Source organism: Leptolinea tardivitalis, from assembly GCF_001050275.1.
Lineage (GTDB): Bacteria > Chloroflexota > Anaerolineae > Anaerolineales > Anaerolineaceae > Leptolinea > Leptolinea tardivitalis.
Window position 1 is genome coordinate 221,127 of the sequence record NZ_BBYA01000009.1, and the last position, 19,115, is coordinate 240,241.

Sequence of the window (19,115 nt, forward strand, 5' to 3'; positions counted from 1 at the left end):
ATTTTTCCTTTCCTGAAATTTTCGCGTTAAATTACATCCCCAAAAATCCTGGGATGTACAAATATGCCTGAATTTCTCCTGTTATTTACTGGATGAATCGGAGGAAAAAATCCGATTGAACAGGCATAATGCCTGATAAACCTCTTTCTGGGTTTCTTCCGGCTGCCTGGCACAGACAGATTCAAACCATTCCTGCCGTGCTTTTAGGCCGCCTTCTACAAGAGATCTCCCGCGATCAGTGAGATGTAGTTCGCGGGAACGCCTGTCACCCGGAACTTCATTGCGTTCCAGTAAATTTTGATTAACCATTCGGTCAACAAGTTGGCTGACAGCGCTCTTGTTTGTTTCCATCAAGCCGGACATGCGGGTGATTTCACAGGATCCCAGGTAATACAGATGTGTCATCATATTCATCTGAGTGGGAGTGATGTTGTTATCCTGTAAATAATCCTGAAAGCTGTCCATAGCCTGCTTCAAGGTCACAGAAAAAAGTGTCTTCAATTCGTTTGAAATTTCATCAAGCATCCGCCAACCCTATTTAGTTAATTGGTATGAATTGTACATATATATAAACTATATGTCAATGGATTTACTTTAATACATGGCGGTTGAAATCGATTGAACAGTCAAGAGCGATATGTTATAACTAAAACCGTACATCATGGCAGTTTTGGCCATCATTCCTGCTTAACAATCCATCACTCATTCCAGGTTTTCATCCCGAATTCCTGCCAAAACTAAACAACTATCTTCACTATCGACAACAGCGCACGCCGGGTGTGTATTGCTTTGCTTTAATGTCAGTTCAATACATTCACATTCCGATGCGAATAATGCAATTTACCGGCTGATGGATCCCCATTTTTGGAGGTCAATCTGGATTAAAAGTCGACAACCATATCACTTATCTATCATAGACAATTGTGACCATACACGATCATCCCTTTTGTTGATTTTTCCTATCATGGAGAGAAATTGTCTACATTCGCACTATAATCCCGATCGTGATGAAATTCACAAGAATCGAATTGTTAACCACCAGCCAACCAATGGTTGGAGAATTCTGAAAGTAGATCATGATTCGCTATCAATCCCTATATAAAAAATTCCTGATAATCTCCCTTTTAATAATGTTGGTTACTCTCGTTGGCTGCTCTAGTCAGGCGGAGCAGACAGTTGAATCAGCGAAGACTGCCGAAACCCAGACAACTGCATCGGAAACCAAATCTTCCGCATCAGAAAAGGCCGCTCTGGTTATTGCTGGCCCAGCTACCCCATCATCCATTCCATTGATCATTGCCGCGGAAAAAATGGGAAATGCCGATGTTCAGATCATTGAAAATAACTCGCAGGCAAACACGGCATTCCTGAGAGGTGATATTTCCATTCTGGTTTCCGGTCTTTCAGTTGGTGTTGACCTGTATCGCAATCAGGCTCCGGTTCAGATTGTTAATTCCTATGTAACCGGTATGTCCTCTCTGGTGACATACGGTGAAAAGGTGGAAAACTTTTCTGAGTTAAAAGGGCAAGAAATTTATATTCCTTTTGAAGGATCTCCCATTGAAGAAGCCACATCCTATCTGGCCAAACAGGAAGGATTGAGCTGGGGCAAGGACCTTAAACCCATCTATTCTCCGTTTGATGCCTCTGTGGCATTGCTCAAGCAGGGAAAAGCAAAGGCAGTCGTCTTACCTGAACCATTTGTCTCGGTAATTGAAGGTCAGAAAAACCTGAATATCTCCATTGATTATTTTGACCGTTGGAATAAGGCGACTGGTTCCACTGCAGGGTATCCGCAGGTGGCGGCATTTGTCACCCGCGATTGGGCGCAGAAACACCCGGCAGAATTGGCAGCCTTCAATTCAGCCCTGGAAGATGCCGTCAAGTTTATTCAGGAGAATCCCGAACAGGCTGTCAGCCAGGTGAAAGACCATTTCAAACTGCCGGAAAAAGTACTTTTGAAATCCATCAGCCGGACACATTTTTCAGTAGCGACCGGCGATGAAATGAAGAACAGTGTCACCGATTATTACAGGTTAATTGGAAAGCCGCTGGATGACGGGTACAAAGATTTTTATTACCTCCCTGAGAAATGAGGGTTTCGCCTTTCTGCTGTTTCTCGGCGTGTGGAGCATCATCTCGATCTTCTATCCGGTATATGTGATCCCCTCGCCGCTGGCAGTAATTTCGGCGTTCCCTGGTTTCCTGCCCGATGAATTTCTTCATCATCTGACAGTTACAGCCTGTCGCATCGGGGTAGGATTTGGAGTCTCGTTTTTTGTAGGCAGTTTCATCGGAATTCTGGCCTTCGCCCGCAAATGGGAAGCGCCCGTCAATGCTTTAATGGCGGCCTTGAATATTTTGCCGGGAATGATCCTGGGGGTAATCTTCCTGCTGATTTTTGGTATTGGCCATCTGACTCCCATTGCGCTGGTTCTTTTCCTCACACTTCCCACCCTGACCATCAATACCATTAACAATCTATCCAAACGTGATGTGACTCTCGAGCAGTATCTTGTCTCCCTTGGGGCTAAACAGAAGCACATACTGCGTTATCTGTATCTTCCGGCTCTGGTTCCAACTCTATTGAGTAATCTGAGCATCGGGATGGGATTGGCTATAAAAGTAGTGTTGATGGGTGAATTCATTGGTTCGCAAGACGGCATCGGTTATTTATTGAATGCAGCCCGAATTTATTTCAATATGAAAGAGGTTTTCTTCTATCTCATTCTTCTTCTGGTATTCACTCTGATTTATCAGGGTATTCTGACGCTGCTGGCGAACACCGTATTGCGAAAATACTTTTATGCAGGCTGAAATATGAATTCAGACTTGGTTACGGTCTCTCATTTGATGAAGAGTTTCGAATCACAATTGGTGATTGATGACCTTTCGTTTTCCATTTCGGAAAAAGACCGTGCCGCCATCTTTGCCCCTTCAGGTGCCGGCAAGACAACCCTTATTCAAATTTTAGCCGGTCTGCAAAAACCGGACAGCGGCTCATTTTTGGTAAGGTCTGAACGCCCTGTGATTCTCTTTCAGGAACCGCGCCTGTTCCCTTATATGACCGTAGAAGAAAATATCTTTCTGCCGTTTAAAGTACAGGATAGACCGGTTGACGGAGATGTGCTGGAGGATTACAGAAACTGGTTGTCCGTTTGCGAACTTGAAAGTTGCTGCCGGCACTTTCCATATCAGCTTTCGGGCGGCATGAAGCAAAAAGTATCCATAATCCGCGGGTTTCTTCAGAAACCTGCTCTTGTGATGATGGATGAACCGTTTCAATCCATCGGAAGGCAGTCAAAACAGCAGATTATCCGGCATATTCTTCAGACCAATCCAGATCAGACTTTACTGCTGGTAACCCATGATCCTGAAGAAGTCAATTTGCTGGCTCATTATATGTTGTATTTTCCTACGTCGGTTTTAGGGCATTTCGCCCTTATGAAAACAAATGACCATTCATTCCAATCGTTCCACCAGTCAGGGATGGGTTTGCTGCAGAGCGAACCGGAAACGGCAGCCTCCATCCATGCCTGAACGAACCTTTGGAACGGAAAATTACTGTCTGGAGGAGAATCTATGAGTGACTCTGTAAAAAACTCTCCCTGTTGCGATCTGACAGGGCATCCGTCCTTTCAACAGTTGGATTCTTATATCGATGCACTGAAAATCGATAAAGAGAGTCCGCGTCGAAAAGACACATTGATACAAACGCTGCATTATGCACAAAATCTGTTCGGTTATCTGCCCGATGTTGTTCAGATGCATATTGCCAAACGGTATGGAATTCCACACGCAGATGTTTCCGGTGTTGTCAGTTTCTATAACTATTTCACCACCACTCCAAAAGGAAAAATTCAGATCAGTGTATGCCTTGGAACTGCCTGCTATGTAAACGGTGCTGATAAGGTTTTGCAGGAATTTGAACAGGTTCTGGGTATTAAATCCGGTCAGGTCAGTGAAGACGGCAAATTTTCCATTGAAAGCCTTCGCTGTGTGGGTGCCTGCGGTTTGGCTCCAGTAGTGACAATCAATCAAAAGGTATATGGAAAGATGAAACCCGGCAAGGTTCGCGAGATCCTTGAAGACTTCCTGGTAGAACACAGCGAGAAAGAGGAGGCCGTCAATGCCTAAGATCACTTCTTACGAAAAACTGCTGGAATGTTACAAGGAATACCAGCCCCTACTGCATACCCGTAAAGACGGGGCAGCGCATGTAGATACTAAAACCGTACTTATCTGCGGTGGAACCGGCTGCCAGTCTTCAGACAGTCTTCATATTCTGGCAGAGTTTAACCGCCTGATTGCTGAAAAACACCTTGAAGGGAAAGTGGAAGCCTCCATTACCGGTTGTTTCGGTTTCTGCGAAAAAGGTCCCATCGTTAAAGTTTTTCCTGATAATACCTTCTATGTGCAGGTGACCCCGGCAGACGTCCTTGAGATTGTGGAACAGGACCTTATCAAAGGTCAGCGGGTTACCCGGCTGCTCTATGAAGAACCCAATAAAAAAGAGAAAGTTGCCGCCTCAGAAGATATTCCCTTCTATAAATTACAGAAGCGCGTTGCACTGCGCAACTGCGGTTTTATCAATCCGGAAAAGATTGAAGAGTACATTGCCAATGCCGGTTATCAGGCTCTTGGCCGAGCTCTCACCCAGATGACACCTGCCCAGGTGATTGACGAAGTCAAGCGCTCTGGCCTGCGCGGCCGCGGTGGTGCCGGGTTCTCCACTGGCAAGAAGTGGGAATTCGCCAGCATGTACGAATCGGAAGAAAAATTCGTCATCTGCAATGCAGATGAAGGCGATCCCGGTGCCTTCATGGACCGCTCGATTATGGAAGGCGATGCCCACAGTGTAATCGAAGGGATGGCTCTGGCAGGGTATGCCATCGGGGCGCACCAGGGGTATGTTTATATTCGTGCCGAATATCCACTGGCTGTTAACCGGTTGAAAATTGCCCTGATACAGGCCCGTGAACACGGTTTGCTCGGTGAACACATTCTGGGTACCAATTTCAATTTTGATATTGATATCCGTCTCGGTGCCGGTGCTTTCGTCTGCGGTGAAGAAACTGCCCTCATCCATTCTGTGGAAGGCGGCCGTGGTGAACCTCGCAATAAACCACCGTTCCCGGCTCAGAGCGGCCTCTGGGAAAAACCGACCATCGTTAATAATGTGGAAACCCTGGCAAATATTCCCATCCTTTTTCAGGAAGGTGCAGCCAAATTTGCAGAATTGGGCTCTCAGACATCCAAAGGCACCAAAGTTTTCGCCCTGGCTGGCAAAGTCAACAACGTCGGTCTGGTGGAAGTTCCCATGGGAACACCGCTCCGCAAGATTATTTACGATATCGGCGGCGGCATCCGCGGCGGAGCCAATTTCAAAGCTGCCCAGACGGGCGGCCCTTCCGGTGGCTGCATCCCTGCCCAGTTCCTGGATACACCCATTGACTATGAATCGCTGATGTCCATTGGATCCATGATGGGCTCCGGCGGTATGATCGTGCTCAATGACCATGACTGCATGGTCAACATTGCCCGCTTTTACCTTGAATTCACCGTGGAAGAATCCTGCGGACGCTGCGCTCCCTGTCGTATTGGTAACAAACGCATGCTTGAGATTTTGACAGATATCACCGAAGGACGCGGTACTGAAGCCGACCTGCGGGAATTGAAAGAACTGTCTCAAACCATCACCGATACATCACTTTGCGGTTTAGGACAGACAGCCCCGAATCCGGTGATCAGCACTATGAAATATTTCTGGGATGAATATGAAGCCCATGTCAAAGAAAAACGCTGCCCGGCGGGAGTGTGCCAGAAACTCTTGAAGTACGAAATTGATCCGGCCAAATGTATTGGCTGCACAGCCTGCGCCCGCGGCTGCCCGGTGAGTTGCATTTCCGGCAGTGCCAAACAACCGCATGTTATTGACCAGACCCGCTGTATCAAATGCGGAGCCTGTATGACGAAATGCCGCTTCGGCGCCATCTCACGGAATTAAGGTAAGGAGTGAAGAGCAATGGTAAATATAACGATTGATAATCAACAGGTCAGTGTTCCGGAAGGAACCACTGTTCTTGATGCAGCGAAGCAGGCGAATATCAAAATCCCCACTCTTTGCTACCTGCACCTTGAAAAATCCAACTTCCTGAATAATGTCGCTTCCTGTCGAATCTGTGTGGTTGAGGTAGAAGGCCGCCGCAATCTGCCGCCTGCCTGCGCCACACCAGTTACCGAAGGAATGAAAATCACCACTAATTCCAAGCGTGTGCTTTCTTCTCGCCGCAAGAATCTTGAACTGATCCTGTCAAACCATCCGTTCAACTGCCTGATCTGCGCCAAATCTACGGATTGTGAGTTGCAGACACTGGCCTGGGAATTTGGCATTAACACGCAGCGGTACCGTGGTGAACGTGCTACCCATGAAATCGACAAGTCGAGCGGCGCTTTGAAACGCGATCCGGAAAAATGTATTATGTGCCGCCGCTGCGAAGTGATGTGCAATGAAGTGCAGACTGTAGGCGCCCTCACGGCTTTCGGACGCGGTTTCAATACGGTTGTAGCCCCGGCAGAAAAGAAACCCCTGATTGAATCTCCCTGCGTATACTGCGGGCAGTGCGTCAGCGTTTGTCCTACTGCCGCCCTGACCGGTGTCGGGTATATTTCAGAAGTGTGGGATGCTCTGTTCAATCCGAAGAAAAAGGTTGTCGTTCAGGTTGCTCCGGCCGTACGTGTGGCCATTGGTGAAGAATTCGGAATGCAGCCCGGTCAAATTGTGACGGGTAAACTGGCAGCCGCCCTGCGTCGTATCGGTTTTGATGGTGTTTTTGATACCACTTTTGGTGCTGATCTGACGGTTATTGAAGAAGGCCGTGAGATTATGGACCGGCTGAAATCGGGCAAGAATCTGCCGATCCTGACATCTTGCTGCCCGGGGTGGATTAATTTCATCAACTATCATTTCCCCACTTTGAAATATATGCCGTCAACTTGCAAGTCTCCGCAGCAGATGACCGGTGCCATTGCCAAAAATTACTATGCCAAAAAGATGGGTATTGACCCGAAAGATATGGTCGTGGTTTCTGTGATGCCCTGCATTGCCAAGAAATACGAAGCTGCCCTGCCTTACGAGAGCACCCACGGTATTCCCGATGTGGATTATTCCATCACAACACGTGAATTGGCTAAAATGCTCAAAGAGGGTTCGGTAGACCTGAAGAATATGCCGGAAGAAACCTTCGATGATCCGCTGGGTGAATCCACCGGGGCTGGCGTGATATTTGGCGCAACTGGCGGTGTGCTGGAAGCTGCCCTGCGTACTGTGTATGAAAAATACACTGGAAAGACTCTGGAAGATGTGAACTTCATGGCTGTTCGCGGAACCCAGGGTATCCGCGAAGCTTCCATCCAGATCAATGGACGCACTGTCAATGTGGCGGCGCTGTCTGGTCTGGGGAATGCCCGCAAAGTACTGGAAAAGATCGTCAAGGGCGAAGCCCACTATGACATCATCGAAATCATGGCCTGCCCGAGCGGCTGTGTCAATGGCGGCGGTCAACCGTACTGCCATGATCGTGATGAGGTGATTGAACAGCGCATCCGAGGCCTGTATCACATTGACCGTAACCAGGCGATCCGCAAGTCACACGAAAATCCATCCATTCAGAAGCTCTACCAGGAATACCTGGGTGAGGCCGGCAGCCATCTGGCGCATGAACTGCTCCACGTGGAAAGCCACAATTAATCTTCATTTTGATCTGAAGCAGCCTGCAGAACTTTCTGCAGGCTGCTTTTTTTGCCCTTCTGCCTGAATTTCATTTGATCAGTTTCGGCGGATCAGGATTTTCCGGATGACTGAAAAAGATTTCGGCAGGAGAGACGGGCCGTCAGTAAAGATTCGGTACAATAAATGCATGGAAAAAAAGAAACTGAACGGCCTGATCCGTTTGTTTAGACCGGATCTCTCGCTGGCAGCTGGCCTGTGCACCGTGGGTGGACAGATCATTGCTGCCGGGCGGCTGGCACCTTTGCCTGTTACTCTTCTTGGTTTTTTGTGCGCTTTTGGTTGTTCCGGTTCCGCTCTGGTGGTGAATGATTACTTCGATTATGACGTAGATTGTATCAATGCACCCGACCGGCCTCTGCCGTCGGGTGCCGTCACCCGGAAAGAAGCATGGGTACTGGCTGTTCTTTTATCTGTGATTGGATTGGCTTCGGCAGCCTTACTCGGTCCGCTTTGTTTTTTCTTTGGAGCGATTTTCTGGATCATCGGTTTTCTGTATAACTGGCGGTTCAAAGAATCTGGACTGCCGGGAAATTTGATGGTCAGTTCATCGGTGGCTTTCACCTTTGTTCTTGGCGGTATGTCAGTCGGTCAGCCGTGGAACGTGCTGGTCTGGGTTTTCGCGATGATGGCTTTCTTTATAGATTTAGGTGAAGAGATCACCGGTGATGCCCTGGATATGGATGGTGATCTCAAACGAGATGCAAGGTCGGTGGCCAGAGCAAAAGGAAAACAATTTGCGCTCCGGCTGGCCGTAGCATTTTGGGGATTGGTTATTCTGCTGGGGTGGATTCCGGTATTGACAGGCTTGATGGGGATCGGATATCAGATCACCATGCTGGCTGTAGATGCATTAATACTCTATTTTTCTATTCGGCTTATGCGTACAGATGATGTAAGTACACAGCGATGGTGTATGAAGGGTGTCTACATGGGTATGACGCTGATTGTACTGGCATTCTTGATCGGGCAGATTGCCCGCTAATATGAACTAATGATCTTGTACTTTTCTACATCTGATTTTCATCAGCCATTCCTGAAACTCCCGCACTTTTCACACAGCCACTTTTTCTGTTGAGGGGGTCCCCCTCTTTGCACGATCAGCTATCATAATAATGGAATAACTCTATCTGGCAGAGGCATTTGCTGTCTGCACGGTAGCTTCCAGAATTTGTTCGAGATCGGCATCACTGATTTCTTTCACGGCCCCCCCGTGAATGGTTCACAGGGAATGAATGGTCTGCAATGTTTCGTTCATATTGTTCGTATCTGCCAGTTTCATTTACATACACGTGTGATTAAACCGAATTAAATTCCAATTTTGAAAAGCCGGTTCAAATTCCAATTCCATGATGCCGCAAAAATCGACCCTGAAATCCCACCGACGAAAGACAGGGATATGCAGGATATGACATAACCACAGACGGATTAATCCTTCATGGCAGACGACCACAATATCTTTATTATCTTTTTGCTTTTCCAACATAAAGGTTTCGATACGTTGACGGGCATCTTCGCCGCATTCCCCACCGGGGAAATAGAAGTCATGATCTCGCTCCATGAAACCTCTCCAAACCTCAGGGAACCGTGCCTCAATTTCTTCGGCTCCCAATCCTTCCATTTGACCGTTGTCGATTTCATTCAAACGGTCATCCAGAACAGGTTCCAATCCAAGTTTTTCTGACATGTATCGAACGGTCTGACCGGTCCGCACATACCGGCTGATGTAGATGGCATCAACCGGCCGGGTGGAGAAGAAATCCCAGAGGTGTTCCGCCTGCAATTGACCCCGGCGGCTGATTGGTTCATCCTGATGCCGGAGGATAGGATTGAAATAGTCCCCCTTTTCCTTTTCTGCATGCCTGACGATGTACCATTTCATATCTGGATGTCCTCTTTTAGAAAAGAATGGAGACGAAATGACAGGATTTTGAATTAATTTTAGAAGATAATGCAAAAATCAATGAGATTTGCCCTGGTCATTGCTGTTTTCTTTCAGGTAATAAAAATGGTTACAACAGGGATATCCTTCCATCAGTGTCTGGGTGCGTTTGAATCCAATAGCCGGATTGAAACCGGCGGCTGCATGCGGATCACCGCTGCATACCAGATGATACAGCCATTCAGAACCGTTGATGCTTTTACCCAGGTCGGCATGAGGGCAGTGGGTACAATGGATTTGCACACCGGAAGATGTTTTTTCCACGCTCAGCTCAAATCCCTGTGACGGGAGGGGTTCCCAGAGCAGGCGGATCAGGTCATCTATGGTATTGGCGGGTTGGGCTTTTCCCACAGCTTCCCATTCCGGCCGGATATTGGCGGCCACAATCTTATCCATCACATTCCCTACAAGTTTCCGGCCAAAACTCTCGCCCAGTGAATCGAACAGGGCGATTTTATTCGTGGAGTGCCACCCGGCAGCCATCTTTGCCAGAATGGCTTTCTCATACTCATTCAATTTCAGCCCCACAGGATCAGCCTTCGTGAACCAGGGTGTAATCCAGGGCAAATTTTCCTCAATAGGGTCATTGTGCATGATTCGGCTTCCTTTCTGAACGATATCTGGAAAAAAGTATAAGAAGCAAATGCATCAGCCACGCGTTAATGAGCAGAAATTATACGCAAGATATGAATGATTGTCGAACTCTTTTTCTAATTTGAATGCCGATATCAGGATTTGACCAATTTTTTCGATTTCACCCGCAATATGAGTAGATCAAATATATCTTTGACGTCATCCTGGTTTTCGACCGGAATGAACAGCCAGCGTCCTTCCGGGTAAGGCGTGGCTTTTTCAATTGCCTGCCGTGTGTTTTTGCCAGTATTCATATTCAGGGCGGCTTCAATGGATTCCGGATCAAGGATGATCTGAACAGTAAAACCACCTTCTGTTGGATAAAGTGAGGTCAACAACTGACCTTTTAAGCGAAACCGCCTGCCCCAACCGTAATTACTTCCATACAGAAATTTGAAATCTTCCATGGGAGAATAGGTACTCTGAATTCCGTTTATTACTTTTTCCCAGAGCGAAAGCCGGCTGCCGATCACCCTTCGTACATCGGTGTCTGCAGGCTCTGTCTTTTTATCAGTAAAATATCCGATACTCATGGAAAATACTCCCAGGAACAACATGGATGGAAAGTTATTATCTGACGTCATCCTCTGCGATCTTTAATAAAAATCCATATTCGGTCCAATCCCAGATACAGAAGAATGATCAAGATTACCAGCCCAATAAAGGGTATTTTGACCTGTAAAAAATGTCCCAGCAGTGCGGCGGCTGTACCAAACCCGATAGACAATCCCAGGGCCTGCAGATGATGTTTGATAAACCGGCGAGTATGTTCACCAGATGTGTTTTCTCCCAGGGCGGAATTAAAAAGCAATAGATCCCAGGCAGCCAGCGATGCGGCAGCGCTAATGACAGCCAGGAACGAAGCTGAACCAAGCAGCAGACCGGTCACAGCCAGACTGATACTGGCCAGCAGGCAGAGGTGCGGCAGCCAGGTTTCAGGATGTCTTTTTGCCCAGAACCAGACAGCTGAAACAAAGGCAGCCATGACTGCCAGAACCCATTGGCTGGTAAGAATAAAGAGCATGATAAGGCAGACAGCCGAGACCCCAAAGCAGATGAAATACATGGTTTGACGTAGTGGCAGATTCATTCGATCCATGATCAATCACCCTGTACTCGTTCCAGTCGGGAATGGGTCATTGCATTTCGCAGAAGGGGATAAAGGGACTGGTTGACTTTCCAATCGATGACGGGTACTTGCAACTGGGCGATACTATCCAGTTGAAGCCGGCGTTCCACCAGGGCAGTTCTCACCGCCATGCGGGTGTATTCATCTTTACCCAGAATGGGACGGGCAAAGTCAATCGGATTCGGGCTGACCAGCAGTGCCTGATAACCAGATGCTTTTAACCGTTGGTACAGAGAGCGATCAGTAGATGCCAGCGGGCTAAAAACGATGATCATTGATTTGCTTGGAAACATGCGTATGGGAAGAAAATCAATATGCGCGGATGATCGTTCTTCTCCTTCCACTCTGGCCTTTGCCAGACAATTCATGATTCGATTCAACTGAGTTTTGCCATATCCCGGAAAGGCAATAGACATGCGTTTACCGAAAACAAGCAGACTGACCCGGTGCCCCTGGTGCAGGAACATTTCGGCCAGAGAGGCCGCCGCACCGACGCTGTGTTCAAACAGACTGTCATCACCAATACGCAGTTCGGTATTGGGGCGGGCATCCAGAATCATGCCAATCTCGGCAATTTCTTCCCGCTCAAATTCCTTGGTGAAAAATTTTCGAGGGTGACGGGCGGTCATACGCCAGTCTAATGAATGCAATGGATCACCAGGATGATATTCTCGAATACCATAGAAATCTGTACCACTACCGCCCAGCCGGGCCGGGATGGAACCCGGGGCATGCAGGGTGCTGCGAGGCCGCAGCGGGATAGCTTTAAATTTTCTGTAGTGCGGCCGAATCTGTATACTGCCAGTAGCCGGGATAGTCATTTCTGTGGTGATCAACCCCAGGGGATCGCCCACCTCAACGTGAACAGATTCCCAGGCGAAATCACCTCGGGGAGCTGTAAAGGTATAGTGCAGGAATGTCGATTCAGACGGCCGAAGGGTGGCATGGCGGGTGGTTTCGCCATCAAGTACGATCATATCGCCGGGTTGTTCATCCCTCATTTTCAAATGCACGGTATCTTTTGACAGGTTCTTGATGGTGATGGTGGTTTCCACCGATGGTGATCCATCCACACGGTTTTGTTCAAGCCCCCGGGTTACTTGCAGCTTTGTTTTATCTCTGGCCGGAGTCAGCAGGATGCCTGTTCCGAAATAGGCAAGGAAAGGCAGCATCATCCAGGCGGCGTCACCGTTCCGAGAGATCAATGCGGTGATCAGCAGCCCAACCAGGATCAGAATGACAATCCGGGTTTTAGTGTTCATCATCCATCTTGAAAACCGGAACAGAAACCGACTGCGCAATCTCTTCGATGATTTTGTTTTCCGATTTCTTCACATCCCACAGGCTGGGGTCAAGGATGATGCGGTGGGCAAGAGCCGGTTGGATAAATTTCTTGATGTCATCCGGAACGACATAATTCCGGTTATGAATGGCCGCCCAGGCACGCGCCAGCTTGAGTAATGCCAGCGATCCACGCGGGCTCACCCCTACAGCAACCTGGCGATGAGAACGTGATTTGGAAACCAGTTCAACCATATACCGGCGTACATCAGGATCAACATAGACCTCTTCTGCCGTTGCGCGCATCTGCAAAAAGGTTTCCGGGGTGATGATCGCCTGCAAAGGCACAAGGTCAGATTTGCGTTCTGCCCGGCGTTTTAATATCTCATCTTCTTCTTCCGGTGTGGGATACCCGATGGATATCTTGACCATGAAGCGGTCCAACTGAGCTTCAGGTAATGGGAAGGTGCCTTCATATTCGATCGGATTCTGAGTGGCGATCACGATGAAGGGATCAGGAAGGGTCTGAGTTTCTCCTTCAAGGGTCACCTGGTATTCCTGCATGGCTTCCAGCAGCGCCGATTGGGTTTTTGGCGAAGCCCGGTTGATTTCATCGGCCAGCAAAATATTGGTAAAGATGGGACCTTTGCGCAGCATAAAGCGGTTTTTGTCACTTTCAAACACATATCCGCCGGTAATATCGCCGGGAAGCAGGTCGGGTGTAAATTGGATGCGCTTAAATTGCATGCCCAGTGCAATGGAAAAAGAATTGGCGATCAATGTCTTTGCCAGACCGGGATAATCTTCCAGAAGGATATGTCCGCCAGAGGAAAGGAAGGCGGCCATCATTTGTTCAAGAACATCCCGCTTGCCAATAACAGCTTTTTCCACTTCTGCAATGATTTGGGTGGAATACCCTGCCACCTGTTCAATCGTCATTTGACTGATCGTTTTCATCATCTTGATTCATCTCCAGAGAGGTTTCGAAAAAACAAAGGACATCATTAGACATACGATTATGGTCAATCCTGATCCGATCCGCCCGGCGTCCGGTCAACCGGTCAGGGAATTCTCTGATCGCACGAAAGAATCTTTTCAATATAGAAGGTTTGTCTTCTATTTCTTCATCAAAAAGATACGCCCGAATATCTTCCGGAACAGGAATGGTACCTTTTCGAAGCGATTCGTACAGGTGGTAATCTACTGGAACGTGCAATTTTGTTGAAACCATCTGGCTGAGCATCCGAATGTATTCGCGTTCCCGGAATCGGTCAGTATGTGTGCTGCTTTCATTGGGAATATACAGGTAACGCCAGCGTTCGATATTCTTTAGCATTTCATTCTGTGTATTGTTATCTACTGGTTCAGATTCCACCTGGCCGTTTGGAATTAACCGAAAAATGAATAGTATAAAAATCAAGACCAACGCACCCCAGTAAAACACCTGACCGATGCTTAATACAAAAATGCGCAGCAACAACCAGGCAACCAGTGATAGCGGTTTAAGAATCTCATCCATGATAAACGGCCAGAAAATTAGTCCAACGAAAACGCAGGCCAAAATAATAAACAGGGATACCACCAGCCGTTTTGAGATGTTCATTTCAAGACATCTCCCTTGATGCCTGGCAGAAGGAAATTATGGCCTCCAGACAATCGATGGCTTTCTGTTCATCTTCGGTTGTTGGCTGCCAGTTTCCGTACCGGGCGGCATCAAACAGCCGGGTCAATTCGTGAACGGGTTCACCTGGTACGCCGGCCTCTGAAAGCAGTTTCTCAAATTCACCGGTAGTCATAAAGAACCGGCGTTCAATTTCACGATCCTCTTCCATCACCCGGCTCATCTGTTTGTAACATTTAAGAATCACATCCTTTAATCCAATTCCGATGCGAATTTCCTCCCGGGCTTTTTCTGCTTCCAACCCGAGTAAATCAATGGCTGTTGTTTGCTTTTGAGAGGAACGATAAATCCAGATGAAGATCAGGATACCAACAACCAGCAGACTGAGTCCGACAAGCCAGAGAACATAAGACGGTACTGGACCCAGCGGAGCTGTTACCGGTGGTTCCGGGGTGGGCAGGGGAACGGAAACCGGTGGTGAACCTTCTGACCGGGGCATCATCAGAATCACCCAGATAATGAAAACCATGAGAAGACCAAGACCTATCAATATTCGGATGACATTAAAAATATCTTTCCAGCTTGATCTTTTAATCACTTTGTAGATGATAAAAACAATCGTAATCGTTAATAGAATGCCAAAGAAAATGGCCAGAAACCGATTAATGGAAATGACTTCAAAATGGTCCTGTTGAGGTGCTGCCACCACAACGTTCTTGTTTTCAACGGCCGGGAGCGGCATGCCTGGCTCAAATTCCAATCCAGGCAGACTGATAGCCAGCAGGATAGTTATGAGAATTACTATCCCGAAAATAATTAAGGCTTTGCGTTTGACTGTGCCGGTCATTTTTTTGAAAAATTTTCTAAAGGCCAAAATAACAACAGAATCAAAGAAATTTTTCTGTTTGAGAAAAAGATGCTTATGATGTTTCTGATAAACCGGTTGGGAAAAAGAGACTGTCTTTAAGACATAACAGCCCGGGGAAAAAGTCAAGCTGGTATTCAGGTGCAGAAAGGCCGATCAGGTTTCTCCAACCCCGCACAATTGGAATTATACCCACTAGCGCCAGTTTTTGAATCTTTTGCTAGATTGTTTTACCTTCCGAATCCACAAAAACTAGAAAATCCATCCCGCCGGGAGACTGATGACACTGGGTTAACGTGAGCGCGATCTCACTGCGGTGCTGGGTGGCATGGTTGACCTGATGCACCATCATCTGCCACAGTGGATAGCCATGTTTTTCACGCCTGAAATTGGTGTAGGTCAGTTTCTCCGCCAGGCTTTCTTCTGTCTGTCTTAAGACGAATTCTTGTGTTTCGTGGTTAATTTCATCCCAGCGGAGACGCAGGCTGCTGATGGTAGGATAAGAAGCCGGGTCATCAAATCCGGTCAGAGAAATGCCGCGCCAACGGTTTAGCCAGACCCATTGCACACTCATGATATGGACAAGGGTGTCATGCACCGAACCGAATGACGGATTGGTCTCTGCGCGGTATTCATTTTCGGTCAACAGGGCAGCTTTGTCGAGAATCCGCAAATTCGCCCACCGGTTGAAACGATAGAACGTGCGTATGAAATCAACGTTCAAGAGAGCCTGCCTTTCTATTCCCCTTAATAGATGATGACAAATCAAGCAAGGATAATCATCTCCAAATGATACTCATAAACGGGTAAAATTTACACCAGTGACAGGTCTTTCTTTATTTGTTTTTGAACATTCCAGCTTTTAACTTTCTTAATCTATTAAAAATCCAATATTCTCATCCATCCTTTTGTTGTGCAGGATTTTATTGTTTCAACCAACCTGATTCTTATTTGTTGTGGAAAGGAAGATATATGGATAAAAAATTGAAAGTCGGTGTTATTGGTACGGGCTTTATTGGACCGATCCACATAGAGAATGCCCGCAGAAGTTTCAAAGCCGATGTGATCGCCCTGGTGGAAAAAGATATGGAAACAGCCAGAGAAAAGGCTGCAAAGTATGATATTCCACTGGTCTATGATGATTACCGTGACCTGTTGAAAAATCCCGATATTGATGTGGTGCATATATGCAGCCCGAATTCCATGCATTATGCGATGGCACGCGATACCCTGCTCGCCGGCAAGCATTGCCTTTGTGAAAAACCCCTTACGCTTACCCGCACAGAGGCCGACGATTTACTGGCGATTGCCCGTGAGAAAAAATTAGTCAACGCCGTGCATTTTAATGTACGCTACTATCCGTTGATCCGTCATGCCCGTGAAATGATCCACAGAGACGATGTCGGACGGATTTATGCCCTGACCGGTTCCTATCTGCAAGACTGGCTGTTCAAGGATACCGATTACAGCTGGCGGCTTGAATCAAAGATCAGCGGGCCAACCCGTGCCATTGGTGATATTGGCTCCCACTGGCTGGACCTGATCGAGTATGTCACCGGACAGGAAATCAACGAGGTGATGGCTGACTTTGAAACCTTCCACAAAACGCGGAAAAAACCGCTGAAACCCGTGGAGACCTGGTCAGGAAAATTGCTGACCAATGAAGACTATCAGGAAGTGCCCATTGATACAGAAGATTATGCTACCGTGATGCTGCGGTTTAAAAATGGAACCAAAGGGGTTTTCACCGTCAATCAGATGGCGGCCGGCCACAAAAACCGTGTTTATTTTGAAATTAATGGTTCCAAATGCTCCCTCATCTGGAATTCGGAAACGCCCAATGAGTTGACCGTAGGTCACCGCGACCGGGGGAACGAAGTGATCATGCGAGATCCATCTCTCATGTACCCTGAAGCCAGAGAAATTGCCGCATATCCGGGAGGCCATAATGAAGGATTTGCCGATGCTTCCAAACACCTGTTCCGCGAGGTCTACGACTATATCCTGGCAGGAGATATGACTGCCAAACCCAGGTTCCCCACGTTCGAAGCTGGTTTCCGTGAAGTTGTGCTTTGCGATGCCATCGTAAAAAGCGCCAAAACAGGCCAGTGGGTAAAAGTTCTGTAGCACTAATATTGGTAGAAAAGGAAAGATAGATGAAAGGTGATATCAAGCAGATTTGCGTGGTGGTTAATGACGTCGAATCCGCCATGAAGGACTACTGGGAAAAATTTGGTATCGGACCCTGGGACGTGCGGCATTTCACCCCTGAAACTGTGCGAGACCTGTATATTGGCGGGAAGCATGTGACGGAAGGTTTTGATTTTATCTGCGCCGTCTGCTGGGTTGGGAAGGTGGAATTTGAATTGATACAACCCATTGCCGGTCCGGTGATCTACTGGGATCAATTAAGAAAGCAGGGTCCCGGCCTGCACCATTTCAAAATTGTGATTCCGGATGATGATGAACTGAAAGCCTATGTCAATGAGCTGGAGTCCAGGGGATTGAAAGTCACACAGACCGGCTGGATTGACAATGATGTGCATTACTATGTTGATTCCCTCAAAGAACTTGGTGTGGTGGTCGAACTGGGGAATGGCGGGAAGATTGGCAAGCCAGATACGGTATACCCGGCGGAAAATGCCACACCACCCGTCGATCACAGGTTAAACATCCGGCAACTGGCTGTGGTGGTGGATGATGTTAAGAAAGCCATGGATAATTATGCAAAATACCTGGATATCACCGGTTGGGACGTACGTCACTTTACACCCCAAAAAGTACGCAATTTCTATGTGAACGGGGAACATGTCACCGACGGGTTTGAATTTATTTGTGCAGTGACCTGGGTGAATGACATGGAGCTCGAATTAATCCAACCGGTGAAAGGAAAAAACATCTACTGGGATTTCCTGAAAAAGAACGGCTCCGGCTTCCATCACATCAAAGATGTCTGCCCGGATGACGAAATTGCCCGGGAACAAAAACGGTTGGCACCCTATGGTGTTAAAGTGATGCAAACCGGCTGGATTGATGATGACAGCCATTATTACATGAGCACCGATCCATACTTGCAGATGATTCTGGAATATGGCAACGGCGGCAAGATTGGCGCACCAGATTACGTGTACCCGAAGAAATAACAAACCTGTTGACTGAAATAGGCGAGGTTATTCCCCGCCTATTTTCATTTTTGTGTTGTCTGTATGCTGATGGATAGGTTGGATAAGGGGGTAGGTATTGATATGCGGCCCATATGAGGCTGAAAAAGATTTAAGATATCCCCCTGAAAATGCAGAAATTTTGCCATCTGCCGGTAGGACGGAGGCTCCTGGGATGGCATGAAGGGGAAAAATCCAGGGGAATTTTGAAAAAATAGACGAAAACACTTGACCTGGAGTTAACTCCAGGTGCTAGACTATAAGTCAGAGGTGAACAAATGAAAATAGCGGAAGTAAGTGAAAAATATGGTCTGTCACCAGATACACTTCGCTATTACGAGCGCATCGGACTGATTTCAACCGTAAACCGCAAAGAAAACGGCATCCGTGATTACGACGAAGCAGACTTGCAGCGGATCGAATTCATCAAATGCATGCGGCGTGCGGGTCTACCCATCGATGTGCTCATTGATTACATCGGTCTGGTGGAACAGGGTGATTCAACCATCGAGGAACGAAAAGCCATCCTGCAGGAGCAGCGGAGACTGCTGGTTACCCGGATGGAGGAAATGCAGCAAACTTTGAATGTGTTGGACTACAAAATCAACCTTTATGATGAAGCTGTATTAAAAAAAGAAAAAGCCATGAATCGCAAAATTGTAAAAGAAGCAATCGCGGAATAATCAGGAAGCAG

Annotated in this window: 20 protein-coding genes; 10 read left to right on the forward strand and 10 right to left on the reverse strand. The window is 47.4% G+C overall.

Annotated elements, in window-relative coordinates:
• Nucleotides 1-81: 81 nt before the first annotated feature.
• Nucleotides 82-525, reverse strand: coding sequence for a MarR family winged helix-turn-helix transcriptional regulator (locus tag LTAR_RS08320; RefSeq protein ID WP_062421738.1), 444 nt, complete (start codon nt 523-525; stop codon nt 82-84).
• A gap of 605 nt (nt 526-1,130) precedes the next feature.
• On the opposite strand from LTAR_RS08320, the gene LTAR_RS08325 reads away from it, so the two are divergent.
• The 7 genes from LTAR_RS08325 (at nt 1,131) to LTAR_RS08355 (ending at nt 8,774) form a co-directional block, all read left to right on the forward strand.
• Entirely contained in the window at nt 1,131-2,096 is a 966-nt protein-coding gene (locus LTAR_RS08325) for an ABC transporter substrate-binding protein (RefSeq protein WP_158423413.1), read from the forward strand.
• Nucleotides 2,056-2,817 carry an ABC transporter permease gene (locus LTAR_RS08330; protein ID WP_062421740.1) on the forward strand — a complete coding sequence of 254 codons (762 nt, stop codon included), beginning with the start codon at nt 2,056-2,058 and terminating at the stop codon, nt 2,815-2,817. Before LTAR_RS08325 ends, LTAR_RS08330 begins: the two co-directional genes overlap by 41 nt.
• Nucleotides 2,818-2,820: 3 nt before the next feature.
• Nucleotides 2,821-3,540 (forward strand): ATP-binding cassette domain-containing protein, encoded by a 720-nt coding sequence (locus LTAR_RS08335; protein ID WP_062421741.1) that lies wholly within the window; start codon nt 2,821-2,823, stop codon nt 3,538-3,540.
• A gap of 42 nt (nt 3,541-3,582) precedes the next feature.
• Nucleotides 3,583-4,137: an NADH-quinone oxidoreductase subunit NuoE family protein gene (locus LTAR_RS08340; RefSeq protein WP_062421742.1), complete on the forward strand. Its 555-nt coding sequence runs from the start codon at nt 3,583-3,585 to the stop codon at nt 4,135-4,137.
• Entirely contained in the window at nt 4,130-6,007 is a 1,878-nt protein-coding gene (locus tag LTAR_RS08345) for an NADH-quinone oxidoreductase subunit NuoF (protein WP_062421743.1), read from the forward strand. Before LTAR_RS08340 ends, LTAR_RS08345 begins: the two co-directional genes overlap by 8 nt.
• 18 nt (nt 6,008-6,025) lie before the next feature.
• The gene (locus tag LTAR_RS08350; protein WP_062421744.1) at nt 6,026-7,750 is read left to right on the forward strand and encodes an NADH-dependent [FeFe] hydrogenase, group A6; all 1,725 of its coding nucleotides are present in this window, start codon (nt 6,026-6,028) and stop codon (nt 7,748-7,750) included.
• 169 nt (nt 7,751-7,919) lie between these two features.
• Entirely contained in the window at nt 7,920-8,774 is an 855-nt protein-coding gene (locus tag LTAR_RS08355) for a UbiA family prenyltransferase (protein WP_158423414.1), read from the forward strand.
• Nucleotides 8,775-9,071: 297 nt separating this feature from the next.
• Here LTAR_RS08355 and LTAR_RS08360 read toward each other — a convergent pair whose 3' ends face one another.
• The 9 genes from LTAR_RS08360 to LTAR_RS08400 all read right to left on the reverse strand — a co-directional run bounded on the left by LTAR_RS08360 (nt 9,072) and on the right by LTAR_RS08400 (nt 15,984).
• On the reverse strand, nt 9,072-9,671 hold the full coding sequence (locus tag LTAR_RS08360; RefSeq protein WP_062421746.1) for a histidine phosphatase family protein: 600 nt from the start codon (nt 9,669-9,671) through the stop codon (nt 9,072-9,074).
• Between the two features lie 78 nt (nt 9,672-9,749).
• Nucleotides 9,750-10,325: an L-2-amino-thiazoline-4-carboxylic acid hydrolase gene (locus tag LTAR_RS08365; RefSeq protein WP_062421747.1), complete on the reverse strand. Its 576-nt coding sequence runs from the start codon at nt 10,323-10,325 to the stop codon at nt 9,750-9,752.
• Nucleotides 10,326-10,459: 134 nt separating this feature from the next.
• A complete protein-coding gene (locus LTAR_RS08370; protein ID WP_158423415.1) occupies nt 10,460-10,897 on the reverse strand; it encodes a DUF3788 family protein in 438 nt (145 codons plus the stop codon).
• Nucleotides 10,898-10,944: 47 nt separating this feature from the next.
• Nucleotides 10,945-11,463 (reverse strand): hypothetical protein, encoded by a 519-nt coding sequence (locus LTAR_RS08375; RefSeq protein WP_062421749.1) that lies wholly within the window; start codon nt 11,461-11,463, stop codon nt 10,945-10,947.
• A 2-nt stretch (nt 11,464-11,465) separates the two neighbouring features.
• Nucleotides 11,466-12,758: a DUF58 domain-containing protein gene (locus LTAR_RS08380; protein WP_081419893.1), complete on the reverse strand. Its 1,293-nt coding sequence runs from the start codon at nt 12,756-12,758 to the stop codon at nt 11,466-11,468.
• On the reverse strand, nt 12,745-13,734 hold the full coding sequence (locus tag LTAR_RS08385; RefSeq protein ID WP_236686591.1) for an AAA family ATPase: 990 nt from the start codon (nt 13,732-13,734) through the stop codon (nt 12,745-12,747). Before LTAR_RS08385 ends, LTAR_RS08380 begins: the two co-directional genes overlap by 14 nt.
• A complete protein-coding gene (locus LTAR_RS08390) occupies nt 13,703-14,377 on the reverse strand; it encodes an Asp23/Gls24 family envelope stress response protein (RefSeq protein WP_062421751.1) in 675 nt (224 codons plus the stop codon). The genes LTAR_RS08385 and LTAR_RS08390 overlap by 32 nt, the downstream gene beginning before the upstream one ends.
• 1 nt (nt 14,378) lies before the next feature.
• Entirely contained in the window at nt 14,379-15,242 is an 864-nt protein-coding gene (locus tag LTAR_RS08395; protein ID WP_139044463.1) for a DUF4129 domain-containing protein, read from the reverse strand.
• Nucleotides 15,243-15,480: 238 nt separating this feature from the next.
• Nucleotides 15,481-15,984 (reverse strand): DinB family protein, encoded by a 504-nt coding sequence (locus LTAR_RS08400; RefSeq protein ID WP_062531877.1) that lies wholly within the window; start codon nt 15,982-15,984, stop codon nt 15,481-15,483.
• A 248-nt stretch (nt 15,985-16,232) separates the two neighbouring features.
• On the opposite strand from LTAR_RS08400, the gene LTAR_RS08405 reads away from it, so the two are divergent.
• From LTAR_RS08405 to LTAR_RS08420, 3 genes are all read left to right on the forward strand, one after another.
• On the forward strand, nt 16,233-17,387 hold the full coding sequence (locus LTAR_RS08405; RefSeq protein WP_062421754.1) for a Gfo/Idh/MocA family protein: 1,155 nt from the start codon (nt 16,233-16,235) through the stop codon (nt 17,385-17,387).
• A gap of 29 nt (nt 17,388-17,416) precedes the next feature.
• Nucleotides 17,417-18,403 (forward strand): VOC family protein, encoded by a 987-nt coding sequence (locus tag LTAR_RS08410; protein WP_062421755.1) that lies wholly within the window; start codon nt 17,417-17,419, stop codon nt 18,401-18,403.
• Nucleotides 18,404-18,699: 296 nt separating this feature from the next.
• Nucleotides 18,700-19,104: a MerR family transcriptional regulator gene (locus LTAR_RS08420; RefSeq protein ID WP_062421757.1), complete on the forward strand. Its 405-nt coding sequence runs from the start codon at nt 18,700-18,702 to the stop codon at nt 19,102-19,104.
• The last annotated feature ends 11 nt before the right edge of the window (nt 19,105-19,115 follow it).